The following is a 13,064-nucleotide window of genomic DNA, read 5'->3' on the forward strand; positions in this document are numbered from 1 at the left end:
GGGGTCACTCCATCCAGGTCAGGCCGGTGCGGCTCCGGCGGCATCGCGACGAGGCGGGGCGGGCCGCCGATCCGCCCCACGCGTGCTCCTAGGCGGTGCCGGCCGCGGCCGACGGGTCGAGCGCGACGGCGTGGTCGTCGGCGTCCGAGCCGGCGACCTCCTCCGGCCCGACGCGCGCGGCGTCGAGGATCCGCACGGCGTCCGCCGCGGAGACCGTCCAGGTGAGCGTCGCGGTGATGGTGGCCGTGTCGTCCGCCGTGACCCCGACGCCCGTGAAGTCGACCTTCACGTCGCGCGTCTCGGTGTGCCGGGCCGTGGCCGCGGTGACGCCCTCGACGATCCGCTCGTCGTCGTACGGCAGGTTGGTGAGGGCCATGGAGGCCTTTCTTATGGGTCGTTCGTGTCCGGCCGGACGCGGCGCGCCGGCGGGTGGAGGGGTCAGCTGGAGGCGTGCGGCGACGCGGGTGGGGAGGAGGATGCGGGCGCCGCCGCGGGCTCCCGCACGAGGTGGAGCCCGGCGGAGGTGTTGGCCGCGAGCATCATGGCCTCGACCCACGCCATGTTGATGGCGGGCGCGCGCCCGCCGAGGTACACGAACTCGAGGGGGATCTCCGGCGCGATCCAGATGGTGCGGCGGCCGTCGCCCTCCGAGGCGGGGTTCTTCCACGAGAAGGTGAAGGACTCCCGACGACGGAGCTTGTTGACGATCACGATCTGCAGGTGCGCGAGCGCGCGGTCGTCCAGCTCGGTGCGGGTGCGGGAGTCGTAGATGAGGTGGCCCATGCGCGGCTCTCTCTCGGGGTCTCGTTCCGCGGGGACGTCCCACGTGGGAGCACGGTGCACCCTGCATCCCGGGACGGATGTGCCCGGACGCGTCGACGCGATGAGGGCGCAGGGCGCTGCTCCAGGGCGTGGATCGAGCCTAATCACGCCCTTCCCGGGACGCCGCATCCGGTCCCGACCCTTGACATCCCGACCGCGGGTCCGGATCCATCCGGGTCGCGCGAGCGGGAGCCCGGGCGCGATGGGAGAGGGAGCCCGGGGCGACGCGGGGGGGGGGGCGTCGTCCCGGGCTCGTCCCGCGGCGTCATCCGGGTACGCCGCAGGCAGGATCGCGCGACGATGGCCCTCGGGGGAGGAGGGCGGTCACGGTCTCCGATCGGGTTCGTGCGGGTACACGATCCTGAGACCGAAGGTAGCCGCGGTGACGTGATCCTGCCGGTATGGGGTCGACCCTTGACTCGCGAACCCGCGACCGGGTACAAGCCTCACTCCAGCGAGAAGACCTCCCGGTCCATCTCCGCGTTCCAGTCCGCGTCCCCGGCGACCACGGGGTCCGGCGACTCCATGCGGTCGATCTGCGCCCGCATGCGCGCGACGGCGTCGGCGTTCTCGGGCTCGGGCAACCGGGTCGACGCGGTCTCGGCCATGAGCGGCGCTCCCGCGGTGAGGAGGAAGGTCGCGTCGACCTCGTCCCCGTCGGAGCTGAGGGCGCGGAGGGTGACGCTGTCGCCGCGGCCGTGGGTGGCGAGGAGGGCGGCGTACGCGATGAGGGCATCGGCGGCGTCGTCGCCCAGCAGGAGGGACTTCTCGGCGTAGGTGATGTGCTTCATGGGCGCGAGGCTAGACGCGGGTCCGCGGATCGCATCGGGCCTTGACTCCCGGGGGGAGGAGCAGGGCGGCGGGGCGCCTACCGGTCGACGAGCGTGATCTCGAACGAGTACAGGTCGGGCCGGTAGCAGTGCTGCCCGTGCTCCACCGCGCGGCCCGAGCTGTCAAACGCCGTGCGCGACATGGTGAGCACGGCGCCGCCGCGCGGGAGGTCGAGGAGGCGGGCCTCCGACGCGGTCGCCGCGCGGGCGCCGATGCGCTGCTTGGCGACCCGCATGATCACGCCGCGCCCGCGCAGCAGCTGGTAGAGGCCGTGGGTGGCGAGGTCCGCGGGATCCAGGTCGACGAAGGGCTCGGGGAGCACGTTGTCGAGGATCGCGAGCGGCACGCCGTCGGCCGTGCGGAGCCTCGTGAGGTGCAGCACGGGGCTGCCGACCTCGACGCCGAGCGACTCCGCGATCCGGTCGTCGGCCGTGCCGCGCGAGGACGACAGCATCTCGGTGCGCGGCGTCTGCCCCTGGCGCTCGAGGTCCTCGTAGAGGCTCGTGAGCTCGACGTTGCGGGTGACGCGGCCGTGCACGACCTGCGTGCCGATGCCGCGGCGGCGCACGAGCAGGCCCTTGTCGACGAGGTCCTGGATCGCCCGGCGGATGGTGGGGCGCGAGAGCCCGAGCCGGTTGCCGAGCGCGATCTCGTTCTCGAGCCGGGCGCCCGCCGGCAGCGTGCCGTCGTGGATCGCCGTCTCCAGCAGGTTGGCCACCTGGTAGTAGAGCGGCACCGGGCCCGAGCGGTCGAGCGCGAGGAACAGGTCGGGGGGCAGGATCTGCTCCGGTTGCGTCACGTGGATCGCTCCCTCGCTGGTCAGGTCAACGTCTCATCCTTCCACGGGGCGGCTCAGGCGACCGCCGGTCCCCGGCCCCCGTCCGGGCCGGCGTCGCGCGCGAGCTCGTGGGCCAGCGAGTCGAGCTCCGCGCCGCCGGCCATGAGGCTCGTGAGCTCGCCGAGCGTGATCTCGTCCTTCTCGAACGTGCCGAGGCTGGATCCGCGGTTGAGCAGCAGGAACCGGTCGCCCACCGGGAACGCGTGGTGCGGGTTGTGGGTGATGAAGACCACGCCGAGCCCCTGATCCCGGGAGCGCGCGATGTAGCGGAGCACGACGCCCGACTGCTTGACGCCGAGTGCCGCGGTCGGCTCGTCGAGGATCAGCACGCGGGCGCCGAAGTGCACCGCCCGGGCGATGGCGACGCACTGGCGCTCGCCGCCGGACAGCGTGCCGATGGGCTGGTCGACGTCGCGGAGGTCGATGCCCATCTGGGCGAGCTGCTCGTGCGTGATGGCCTTCATGGCCGCCACGTCGAGCCGGCGGAACGGCCCCTTCCCCTTGGTGATCTCGGAGCCCAGGAAGAAGTTCCGCCAGACGGGCATGAGCGGCACGACCGCGAGGTCCTGGTAGACGGTCGCGATGCCGGCCTGGAGGGCGGCGCGCGGGGAGCCCAGCACGACCGGCTCGCCGTCGAGGAGCATCGTCCCCTCGCTCGGCGCGTGCACGCCCGCGAGCATCTTGATGAAGGTCGACTTGCCGGCGCCGTTGTCGCCGAGCACGCAGGTGACCTGGCCGGCGTTGACCACGGTCGAGACGCCGGTCAGCGCGTTGACGGCGCCGTAGCTCTTGCCGATGTCGCGGACCTCGAGGATCGTCGCGCCGACGGGCGGCAGCGCCGGGGTCGGGCGTCCGCCGGCCTGCTCCGCCGCACCGGGGACGGCGCCGGCGAGGGGCGCGGAGGCGGCGGCGGGATCGACGTCGGTGCTCATCGTCCGCCTCCCGCCCGCGTCCGCACGAGGTTGTTGAGGAGCACCGCGGCGAGCAGCATGCCGCCGAGCACCGTGCGCAGCCAGTTGGTGTCCCACTGGGCGAAGGTGATGCCCTGGAAGACCATGCCGTAGATGAGGGCGCCGAGCGCGGCGCCGATGGCCGAGCCGAAGCCGCCCGTGAGCAGGCACCCGCCGACGACCGCGCAGATGATGTAGATGAACTCCTGGCCGACGCCCGTGTTCGCCTGCACCGTCGAGGTGCGGAACAGCGAGATCATGCCGACGAGCCAGGCCGCGCCCGCGGTGCCCATGAAGAGGCCGACCTTCGTCTTGAAGACCGGGACGCCCACCTGGCGGGCGGACTCCTTGGCGCCGCCGACCGCGAAGATCCAGTTGCCGGCGCGCGTGCGCAGCAGGATCCAGGTGGCGACCGCCGCGACGAGGAACCACCACAGCACGGAGACGTAGAACGTGCCGCCGCCGATCTGCAGCGACGAGCCGAAGACCGGCTGTATGGCGTCGTAGGACGGCACCTTCGTCATGCCCTGGATCGCGACCTGGCCGGTGATGAGCTTCGTCACCGCGAGGTCGACGCCGGCGAGGGCGAAGAACGTGCCGAGCGTCACGATGAAGCTCGGCAGGCCGGTCTTCATCACGAGGAAGCCGTTGAGCGCGCCGACCGCGAGGGCTGCGGCGAGCGAGACGACCACGGCCACCCAGATGCTGAGCCCGTAGTGCGACGTGAGGATGCCGACCACCAGGGCCGAGAAGCCCGTCATGACGCCGGCGGAGAGGTCGAACTCGCCGCCGATCATGAGCATCGCGACGGCGACCGCCATGATCCCGAACGTCGAGGCCGACTCGAGCCACACGCCCGCGCCGGCGAGCGTGAGGAACTGCGGCGTGTAGAGGGAGAAGAACACCAGCACGGCGAGGGCGGCCACGAGGGCGCCGATCTCCGGCCGGGCGAGGATCTTGCGGATCGGCCTGTTCTCGAGGCGCGGCCTCGTGGCGATCGTCACGATGTCCGTCGTGGTCAACGTGGGGCTCCTTCGGTGAGCGTGGGGGAGGGCGGTGCGGGTGGGGCGGGCCGGTCGCGTCGGGTGCGACCGGCCCGGTCGCCTAGCGGGTGCCGTTCTTCGCGAACTCGGCGACCTGGGCCGCGTCGTCCTTCGTGACGAACGCGGGGCCGGAGTAGACGGGCTGGCCGCCGCCGATCACGTTGCCGTTGGTGGCGTTCAGGTCGAGCGCCGTGATGCCGAGGAAGCCCTGCACGTACGGCTGCTGGTCGACCGCGAAGAGGATCGTGCCGGCCTCGACCGCGCTGACGACGTCCTCCGAGAGGTCGAACGTGCCGACCTGCGCGTCGCTGCCCGACTCCTCCACCGCGCCGACCGCGTCGATGGCGTACTGGCCGCCGAGCGTGAGCACGCCGTCGATGGAGGGATCGGCCTGCAGCTTCGACTTGATGGTCGCCTTCACCTCGGCGTCGTTCGTGCCGTCGACCTGGAGGTTCGCCATCTGGCCGGGGAAGGCGCTCGCCGCGGAGGAGCAGCGCTCCTCGAGGCCGACGTTGCCGGCCTCCTGGATGACGCACAGCGCGTTCGTCAGCCCCGCGTCGCCGAGGCGCTTCCCGACCGCCTCGCCGGCGACCGTCTCGCTCTGGCCGATGTGGGTGATCGCGCCGAACTCCGCCGACCGCTCGATGCCGGAGTTGATGGTGACGACGGCGATGCCCGCGGCCACCGCCTTCTCGATGCTGTCCTTCAGGCCGTCCGGGTTGGCCATCGAGACCACGATGCCGTCGACCTGCTGCGCGACCGCGTTGTCGATGAGCTGGGACTGCTTCGCCGGATCCGGGTCCGCGTTGTAGGTGATCGTCGCGCCGTAGTCGGCGCCCGCCTTCTCGGCGCCGGACTTCACGCGGTCCCAGAACGCGTCGCCGGGGCCCGAGTGCGTGACGACCGCGAAGGTGAGGTCGCCGCCTCCGCTGCCGCCGCCGGCCGTGGGCGCGGCCTCCTGGCCGGTGCCCGCGCACGAGGTGAGGAGGAGGCCGGCCGCGGCCACGAGGCCGAGGGAGGCCAGGGATCTGTTCTTCATCGAATGCTCCTTGTCGGGCGGACGCCCGCAGGGGGGTCCTGGACGTCGTCGTCGGGGCGATCCTCGCCCCGGCCGTGCCGATTGTCAATACATACTGACAAGACGAGTCCGTGTCGTGACCCGCGTCGTCCGGCCGGCTCGACCGGTCCGACTTGCCAGTCTGCCCTGCCGCAGGCCCGCGTCCGCGCGCGACGACGACGCCCGGCCCGCGGTCGCGCGGGAGGGCGTCGTCGGAGGGACCGGATCGGCGTCAGAGGGAGACGGGCACCGCCACCCGCTCGACGGCCGAGCGCTGCGCCGCGTCCGCGAGGACGAGCGCCGCGCGGCCGTCTTCGAACGTCGGGCTGTCGGACGCCTCGCCGCGCGCCAACCGGATGAAGGCACGCAGCTCCGCCACGTACGCCGCGGCGTAGCGCTCCAGGAAGAAGTCCTGGTACGGCGGCTTGCCCTCGACGCTCACGGCCGTCGAGACGCTGACGAGGCTCGTGAGCGCGTTCGCGACCTGCAGGGACCCGCGCGCGCCGAACGCCTCGATCCGCTGGTCGTAGCCCACCGCGCTGTGCCGCGAGTTCGTGATGACGACGAGCGCGCCGCTCGACGCGCGGAGGGTCACGACCGCGGTGTCGAAGTCGCCGTGCTCGCGGGCGCCCGGATCGAAGGTCGTGGATCCCGTCGCCTGCACCTCGACGATGTCGGGCAGGAAGGAGCGCGCCATGTCGAGGTCGTGGATGGTCATGTCGCGGAAGATCCCGCCGGAGACGGCCACGTAGGCGGCCGGCGGCGCGGCCGGGTCGCGGCTCACGATCGACAGCTGCTCCAGCTCGCCGATCTCGCCCGCGGCCACCCGGGCGCGCGCCTCCGCGAACGCGGGGTCGAAGCGCCGGTTGAAGCCGAGCGCGACGGGCACGCCGGAGGAGCGGACGCGGGGGAGGAGGGCGTCGACGCGCGCGATGTCGAGGTCGATGGGCTTCTCGCACAGCACCGGCAGGCCGTGGTCGATGGCGGCGGCGATGAGGTCGACGTGCGTGGGCGTGGGCGACGCGATGAGGACCGCGTCGATCTCGCCGGACGCCATCATCCGGACGGCGTCCTCGGTGACCGTGCCGCCGAAGCGCGCCTGGAGGGCGAGGGCGCCGTCGGCGAACGGGTCGCAGATCCACGCGAGCTCGGCGTCCGGGTCCGCGGCGATGTTGGCGGCGTGGACCTGGCCGATGCGGCCGGTGCCGATCAGGCCGAAGCGCAGGGGGGTGGTGGTCATGTCGCCGTCCTCGTGTCTCGTGGTGGTGCGGGGGTCGTGCGGGTGCGGGTGCGTGTGCGGCTCAGGCCCACGCGCAGAGGGCCTCGCGGTTGACGCGCTGGTCCTCCGTGCGCTCGGCGCGGAAGGCGCCGATGTCGGCGTCGGGGGCGTTGAGCACGTCCTGCTCCACGACCACCCAGCCGTCGTAGTCCAGCGCGTCGACCGCGGTCATCACGCTCGCGAGGTCGACGTCGCCGCGGCCGAACGCCGCGAACGCGCCCGACGACCACACCTCGCGCATGCCGCCGCCCGCGGCGAGCACGCGCCGGAGCTCCGCGCCGTCGACGTCCTTGAGGTGCAGGTGGGTGATGCGCGACCCCCACCGCGCGATCGCCTCGACCGGGTCGCCGCCCGCGATCACGAGGTGGCCGGTGTCGAGCGTCAGCCCCACGTCGACGGCGTCGAGGAACCGGTCGACCTCCGCCGGGGACTCGACGAACGTGCCCGCGTGGTGGTGGAAGGTCGGCTCGAAGCCGGCGGCGCGCGTGATCGCGGCGGCGCGCGCCGTGTTGCGGACGAGGCGCGACCAGGCGGCGTCGTCGAGCGGGTCGGCCTCGGCGCCGCGGCCGGGGGCGGCGGCGCGCACCGCGGATCCGGCGTCGGCGAGCGTCGGCAGCGGCAGGCGCGCGGGCCCGGCCTCCGCGGCCTCCTGGAACACGCGGAGCGACGCGTGCAGCTCGGGGAGGGACGCCTCGAAGGCCTCGTCGTCGGAGAGGGGGAGCTGGATCCAGCCGCCCGCGAGCTCGAGGCCGGCGCCGGCGAGCCGGTCGCGGAGCTCCCGGCCGCGGCCGAGGTAGCCGACCGGTCCCAGGTCGATGCCCGCGTAGCCGGCCTCCGCCAGCGCCTCCACCATGTCGTCGGGGCCGACCACCTCGGCGCCCTCGGGCGTGAGCTCGAACACGCCGAAGCTCACGGGGGCGCCGGCGACGGTGGCCCTCACGCGGCGGATCCGGTCGCGCGGGCGGCGGTCGAGGCGGCGCGGGCGGCGGTGCCGGCGGCGGCGCGGGAGTCGGGGATCATGCGGGTCTGGACCATGCGGCGTCGCACTGCTCCTCGGGCCGGGGCGGATGTTTGTCCTGACGATAGTACGTGGCTGACGCCCTCCGCCACGGCCTCGCCCGGGCCGCGCGTCGGCGCGGCCATCGCATGTCCGGCCGGTGACGATCCGGTTGCGGCCCGTCGTCCGGGGTACGGCCCGGCCTACGCTCGACCGGTGATCCCCCATACGGGGGAACCCGCGACGCCGAGGGGGCCGACGCCATGACCGACACTGACACCGAGACCGCACGCGCATCCGCCGGCCGGGGGCCCGGATCCCGCACGGCCCGCCGCGCCGCCCGCCCGCTCGCCGTCGCCACCGCCCTGGCCCTCGGCCTGTCCGCGCTCGTCGCGTCGCCCGCCGAGGCCGCGACCGTCTCCATCGCCGACGTGCAGGGCACGGGCAGCGCGACGCCGCTGGCCGGCCAGGTCGTGACCGTCGAGGGCGTCGTCACCGCCGACTACCGCGGCGTCAGCGGCTACGCGGGCATCGTGATCCAGACCGCGGGCAGCGGCGGCGCGGCCGACGCGACGCCGGGCGCCTCCGACGGCGTCTTCGTCTACCTCGGCAGCGCCGCCCCCGCCGTCGCGATCGGCGACCTCGTGCGCGTCACGGGCACCGCCTCCGAGCGCCAGGGCCAGACCCAGGTCGCCGCGACCGCCACCGAGCTCGTCCAGGCCGCCGTCGGCGTCCCCGCCGCCACCCCGCTGCCCGACACGCTCCGCGGCGCCGACCGCGAGTCGCTCGAGAGCATGCTCGTCACGCCCACGGGCGAGTACCGCGTCGTATCCGCGCACCAGCTCGAGAACTTCGGCACCCTGTGGCTGAGCGCGGGCGCCGAGCTGCCCGTCAAGTCCACCGACCAGGTGCGCCCCGGCGCCGAGGCCGACCGCATCGCCGCCGACAACCGCGCTCGCCGGCTCCTCCTCGATGACGGCTTCAACATCCAGCTGTCGAACGCGGCCTACCCGGCCGGCGCGACGCAGCCGTACTACACGGCCGAGCAGGTGGTCCGGAACGGCGACGTCCCGGTCTTCCCGCAGACGCCCTACGTGCTCGCCTACGGCTTCGACGACTGGCGCCTCCAACCCACGACGCCCCTCACCTCGCTCGGCGCCGCCGGCCGCGTGCCGACCTTCACGAGCGGGAACCCGCGCCCCGCGTCCTCGCCCGAGGTCGGCGGCGACGTCCGCATCGCCGGCTTCAACGTCCTCAACTACTTCACGACGCTGGGGGAGCGCGGCGCGCAGACCGCCGAGGAGCTCCGGTCCCAGCGCGCCAAGATCGTGACGGCCATCACCGGGCTCGACGCGCAGGTGGTGACGCTCATGGAGATCGAGAACTCGACCCGGTTCGGCGAGCCGGCCGACACCGCGACGGCCGACCTCGTGCGCGGCCTCAACGACGCCGCGGGATCCGCGGTGTGGGACTACGTGCGCACCCCCGCGGTGCTCGCGACCACGCCGACCGACGAGATCCAGAACGCGATCATCTACCGCGCGGACGCCGTGACGCCCGTCGGCGCCGCCGCCACGCAGGTCGACGAGACGGTGTGGGGCAACGCCCGCGAGCCGATCGCGCAGTCGTTCCGCGGGGACGACCGCACGTTCACGGTGGTCGCGAACCACTTCAAGTCGAAGTCCGGCTCGGGCACGCAGCCGGCCGACGGCCAGGGCTTCTTCAACGCCGACCGCGTGGCGCAGGCGACGGCCGTCGCGCGCCTCGCCGTCGAGCTGCAGGCCTCGAGCGGATCCGACCTCCTCTACCTCCTCGGCGACTTCAACGCCTACGCGCAGGAGGACCCGATCCAGGTGCTCCGCGATGCGGGCTTCGTCGACCTCGTCGCCGACCGCGCGCCGGGCGAGCGCACGTACTCGTTCGACGGCGAGGTCGGATCCCTCGACCACGTCCTCGCGACCGGCGCGGGCGCCGCCAGCGTGACGGGCGTGGGCGTGTGGGACGTCAACGCGCCGGAGTGGGCCGAGCGCGAGTACTCCGGCTGGGCGACGGACGGATCCAGCGCCTTCCGCTCGAGCGACCACGACCCCGTGAAGGTGGGCCTCGACACCGTCCGCGACGCGTCGACGCTCGTCGGGTACGCCGACCGCCTGCTCGTCCGGAGCGGTCAGCCCGTCAAGTACTCCGTGCGGCTCACCGCGGGCGGCGCCGTGCCCACGGGCCGCGTGCAGATCCTCGACCGGGGTCGCGCCATCGCCTCCGTCGACCTCACCGCGGCCGACGCGGGCCGCGCCACCGTGACGCTCCCGAAGCTCTCCCGCGGCATCCACCTGCTCACCGCGTCGTACGCCGGCGGCGACCAGGCCCGCGGGTCGAGCACGGTCTGGCCGTCCATCGTCCTCGTCTGGTAGCCGCCGCCCCCGCGTGGAATGCGCGGGGGCGCGTCCCGGTTGCACCCCGTGACCGCACGAGCGACACGAGAAGAGGACGCACCATGGCCACCACCGAGCTCACCGCCGAGAACTTCGAGAGCATCGTCGACCAGAACGGCATCGTCGTCGTCGACTTCTGGGCCGACTGGTGCGGCCCGTGCAAGCAGTTCGCCCCCGTCTTCGACCAGTCGAGCGAGAAGCACGCCGACATCGTCCACGGCAAGGTCGACACCGAGGCGCAGCAGTTCCTGGCGCAGCAGGCGAACATCTCCGCCATCCCGACGCTGATGATCTTCAAGGACCAGACGCTCATCTTCAGCCAGGCCGGCGCGCTGCCCGCCCCGGCGCTCGAGTCGCTGATCCAGGAGGTGCGCGCCGTCGACGTGGCCGCCCTCAAGGAGCAGGCGGCCGCCGAGGCCGCGGCGGCGACGCCCGGCGCGAGCGCGGACCCGACCGCCGTCTGATCCGCACCCGCACCGCGACGGACGGCCCCTCCCCACCCGGGGAGGGGCCGTCCGCGTCCCCACCGCCCGCACCGCCCCGTCGCCCCGCGCGGCCGGCGGATACGATTGCCCCGATGACCTCCACCCCTCCCGCTCCCGCCGGCGGCACCGCGCTGGCCCCCGCCCTCGAGCGCCTCGGCACGGTCTTCGGGTACGACGCCTTCCGGGGCGACCAGCAGGAGATCGTCGAGCACGTCATCGGCGGCGGCGACGCCCTCGTGCTCATGCCCACCGGCGGCGGCAAGTCGCTCTGCTACCAGATCCCGAGCCTCGTCCGCGAGGGCACCGGCGTCGTCATCTCGCCGCTCATCGCGCTCATGCAGGACCAGGTCGACGCGCTGCGGGCCGTCGGCGTCCGCGCCGCGTTCCTCAACTCCACGCAGGACCTCGAGGAGAGCCGCGAGGTCGAGCGGGCGCTCCTCGCGGGCGACCTCGACCTGCTCTACCTCGCGCCCGAGCGCCTCATCCTCGACCGCATGGGCCGCCTCCTCGACGAGGCCCGCATCGCGCTGTTCGCCATCGACGAGGCGCACTGCGTCTCCCAGTGGGGCCACGACTTCCGCAAGGACTACCTCGCGCTGTCCATGCTCGAGGAGCGCTGGCCCGACGTGCCGCGCATCGCCCTCACGGCCACGGCCAACGAGGCCACGCACGCCGACATCACGGCGCGACTCGGCCTGCAGGACGCGCGCCACTTCGTCTCCTCGTTCGACCGGCCGAACATCCGGTACCGCATCGTGCCGAAGGCCGAGCCGCGCAAGCAGCTCATCGACCTCATCCGCACCGAGCACGCGGGCGACGCCGGCATCGTCTACTGCCTGAGCCGCAAGACCGTCGAGCAGACGGCCGAGGCGCTGAACAAGCAGGGGATCACGGCGCTCCCGTACCACGCCGGCCTCGACGCCGCCGTGCGCCAGCGCAACCAGGCGCGCTTCCTCCGCGAGGACGGCATCGTCATGTGCGCGACCATCGCGTTCGGCATGGGCATCGACAAGCCCGACGTGCGCTTCGTCGCCCACGTCGACCTGCCCAAGTCCATCGAGGGCTACTACCAGGAGACCGGCCGCGCGGGCCGCGACGGCCTGCCGTCCACCGCCTGGCTCGCCTACGGCCTGCAGGACGTGGTGCAGCAGCGCCGCATGATCGACCAGTCCGAGGGCGACGCGCAGCACCGCCGCCGGCTCTCGCAGCACCTCGACGCGATGCTCGCGCTCTGCGAGACCGTCGGCTGCCGGCGCGTGCAGCTCCTCCGCTACTTCGGCGAGGAGACGGGCCCCTGCGGCAACTGCGACACGTGCCTCGAGCCGGTCGCCACGTGGGACGCGACCGTCCCGTCGCAGAAGCTGCTGTCCACCATCGTGCGACTGCAGCGCGAGCGGAACCAGCGCTTCGGCGCGGCGCACCTCATCGACATCCTGCTCGGCAACGAGACCGACCGCGTGCGGCAGCAGGGGCACGACCAGCTCGCCACCTTCGGCATCGGCACCGAGCTCACCGACGTGCAGTGGCGCGGCGTCGTCCGCCAGCTCCTCGCGCAGGGGCTCCTCGGCGTGAGCGACGACGGCTACGGCACCCTCGTCATCACGGCGGGCAGCGGCGACGTGCTCACGGGCGCCCGGCAGGTGCCCATGCGGCAGGAGCCCGAGCGCCTCGTGCGCGGCCGGGGCACCCGCACCACCCGGGCCAAGGGCGGGCAGGTCGTCGACCTCCCGGAGGAGGCGCAGGGCCTGTTCGAGGCGCTGCGCGCGTGGCGCTCGGAGCAGGCGAAGGAGCAGGGCGTGCCCGCCTACGTCGTGTTCGCCGACGTCACCCTGCGCGAGGTCGCCACCGTCCGCCCGCAGGACCTCGGGCAGCTCGCGGGGATCACGGGCGTCGGCCAGAAGAAGCTCGACACCTACGGCGAGGGCCTGCTGGGCGTCGTCGCCGCGGAGGGCGCGGCCGTCGGATAGCGCCCGCGTCGACGGGTCCCGCGTCGGCCGATCCCGGTGCGGACGCCGGCGTCCGCGCTCGCGCGGAGGGGAGAGGGACCCGGCCCCGAGCCTCGAGGGCTGCGGGACCGGGCCGCGCACACGGCCGACTTTTACCCGAAGACCGGCCCGGCGCTGGCGGGACAGCTCACCCGAAGAGCTGTCGCCGTTGCCCACGATCGTACTGGTCCGACCGTGCGCCCCATGCGAGCTGTGAGGAGCCGGCATCGCGCGGGGTGCGCGCCCGCGCGTCCGCCGTCCCTCCGGCCGACGCGTGTGAACAGCGTGTAACAGGACGCGGGAATCGGGTCGACGCCCTTGCCAACACCCGTGCGCGTATTTGTA

The 13,064-nt window shown here is 73.6% G+C and carries 12 protein-coding genes; 3 read left to right on the top strand and 9 right to left on the bottom strand.

Annotated features, from left to right (window positions below):
* Positions 1-88 precede the first annotated feature (88 nt).
* The 9 genes from ACT7CP_RS03695 to ACT7CP_RS03735 form a co-directional block, all read right to left on the bottom strand.
* Positions 89-376 (bottom strand): hypothetical protein, encoded by a 288-nt coding sequence (locus ACT7CP_RS03695; RefSeq protein ID WP_445443424.1) that lies wholly within the window; start codon positions 374-376, stop codon positions 89-91.
* Between the two features lie 62 nt (positions 377-438).
* Complete coding sequence (locus ACT7CP_RS03700) at positions 439-783, bottom strand: DUF7882 family protein (RefSeq protein ID WP_413962535.1); 345 nt, start codon at positions 781-783, stop codon at positions 439-441.
* Between the two features lie 485 nt (positions 784-1,268).
* A complete protein-coding gene (locus ACT7CP_RS03705) occupies positions 1,269-1,613 on the bottom strand; it encodes a hypothetical protein (protein WP_445443425.1) in 345 nt (114 codons plus the stop codon).
* Between the two features lie 77 nt (positions 1,614-1,690).
* Positions 1,691-2,452 carry a GntR family transcriptional regulator gene (locus tag ACT7CP_RS03710; RefSeq protein WP_413962537.1) on the bottom strand — a complete coding sequence of 254 codons (762 nt, stop codon included), beginning with the start codon at positions 2,450-2,452 and terminating at the stop codon, positions 1,691-1,693.
* A gap of 53 nt (positions 2,453-2,505) precedes the next feature.
* Positions 2,506-3,423 carry an ATP-binding cassette domain-containing protein gene (locus ACT7CP_RS03715; protein WP_445443426.1) on the bottom strand — a complete coding sequence of 306 codons (918 nt, stop codon included), beginning with the start codon at positions 3,421-3,423 and terminating at the stop codon, positions 2,506-2,508.
* Positions 3,420-4,463, bottom strand: a complete 1,044-nt coding sequence (locus ACT7CP_RS03720) for an ABC transporter permease (RefSeq protein ID WP_307503324.1) — start codon at positions 4,461-4,463, stop codon at positions 3,420-3,422. Before ACT7CP_RS03720 ends, ACT7CP_RS03715 begins: the two co-directional genes overlap by 4 nt.
* 82 nt (positions 4,464-4,545) lie before the next feature.
* A complete protein-coding gene (locus tag ACT7CP_RS03725) occupies positions 4,546-5,523 on the bottom strand; it encodes a sugar ABC transporter substrate-binding protein (protein WP_445443427.1) in 978 nt (325 codons plus the stop codon).
* 250 nt (positions 5,524-5,773) lie between these two features.
* Complete coding sequence (iolG, locus tag ACT7CP_RS03730; RefSeq protein ID WP_413962540.1) at positions 5,774-6,781, bottom strand: inositol 2-dehydrogenase; 1,008 nt, start codon at positions 6,779-6,781, stop codon at positions 5,774-5,776.
* A gap of 61 nt (positions 6,782-6,842) precedes the next feature.
* Positions 6,843-7,760 carry a sugar phosphate isomerase/epimerase family protein gene (locus ACT7CP_RS03735; protein WP_445443428.1) on the bottom strand — a complete coding sequence of 306 codons (918 nt, stop codon included), beginning with the start codon at positions 7,758-7,760 and terminating at the stop codon, positions 6,843-6,845.
* Positions 7,761-8,080: 320 nt separating this feature from the next.
* Between ACT7CP_RS03735 and ACT7CP_RS03740 the strand changes: the two genes are divergently transcribed.
* The 3 genes from ACT7CP_RS03740 (at position 8,081) to recQ (ending at position 12,701) form a co-directional block, all read left to right on the top strand.
* The gene (locus tag ACT7CP_RS03740; protein WP_445443429.1) at positions 8,081-10,228 is read left to right on the top strand and encodes an ExeM/NucH family extracellular endonuclease; all 2,148 of its coding nucleotides are present in this window, start codon (positions 8,081-8,083) and stop codon (positions 10,226-10,228) included.
* An 83-nt stretch (positions 10,229-10,311) separates the two neighbouring features.
* On the top strand, positions 10,312-10,713 hold the full coding sequence (gene trxA, locus ACT7CP_RS03745; RefSeq protein WP_307503311.1) for a thioredoxin: 402 nt from the start codon (positions 10,312-10,314) through the stop codon (positions 10,711-10,713).
* A 113-nt stretch (positions 10,714-10,826) separates the two neighbouring features.
* Positions 10,827-12,701: a DNA helicase RecQ gene (gene recQ, locus ACT7CP_RS03750; protein WP_445443430.1), complete on the top strand. Its 1,875-nt coding sequence runs from the start codon at positions 10,827-10,829 to the stop codon at positions 12,699-12,701.
* Positions 12,702-13,064: the final 363 nt, after the last annotated feature.

This window comes from Clavibacter rahimiani (assembly GCF_052654495.1).

Bases quoted from the DNA above. Each gene is read 5' to 3' on its own strand.
- ACT7CP_RS03725 (WP_445443427.1), bottom strand. From the start codon at position 5,523: ATGAAGAACAGATCCCTGGCCTCCCTCGGCCTCGTGGCCGCGGCCGGC.
- ACT7CP_RS03695 (WP_445443424.1), bottom strand. From the start codon at position 376: ATGGCCCTCACCAACCTGCCGTACGACGACGAGCGGATCGTCGAGGGC.
- ACT7CP_RS03705 (WP_445443425.1), bottom strand. From the start codon at position 1,613: ATGAAGCACATCACCTACGCCGAGAAGTCCCTCCTGCTGGGCGACGAC.
- trxA (WP_307503311.1), top strand. From the start codon at position 10,312: ATGGCCACCACCGAGCTCACCGCCGAGAACTTCGAGAGCATCGTCGAC.
- ACT7CP_RS03700 (WP_413962535.1), bottom strand. From the start codon at position 783: ATGGGCCACCTCATCTACGACTCCCGCACCCGCACCGAGCTGGACGAC.
- ACT7CP_RS03715 (WP_445443426.1), bottom strand. From the start codon at position 3,423: ATGAGCACCGACGTCGATCCCGCCGCCGCCTCCGCGCCCCTCGCCGGC.
- ACT7CP_RS03740 (WP_445443429.1), top strand. From the start codon at position 8,081: ATGACCGACACTGACACCGAGACCGCACGCGCATCCGCCGGCCGGGGG.
- recQ (WP_445443430.1), top strand. From the start codon at position 10,827: ATGACCTCCACCCCTCCCGCTCCCGCCGGCGGCACCGCGCTGGCCCCC.
- iolG (WP_413962540.1), bottom strand. From the start codon at position 6,781: ATGACCACCACCCCCCTGCGCTTCGGCCTGATCGGCACCGGCCGCATC.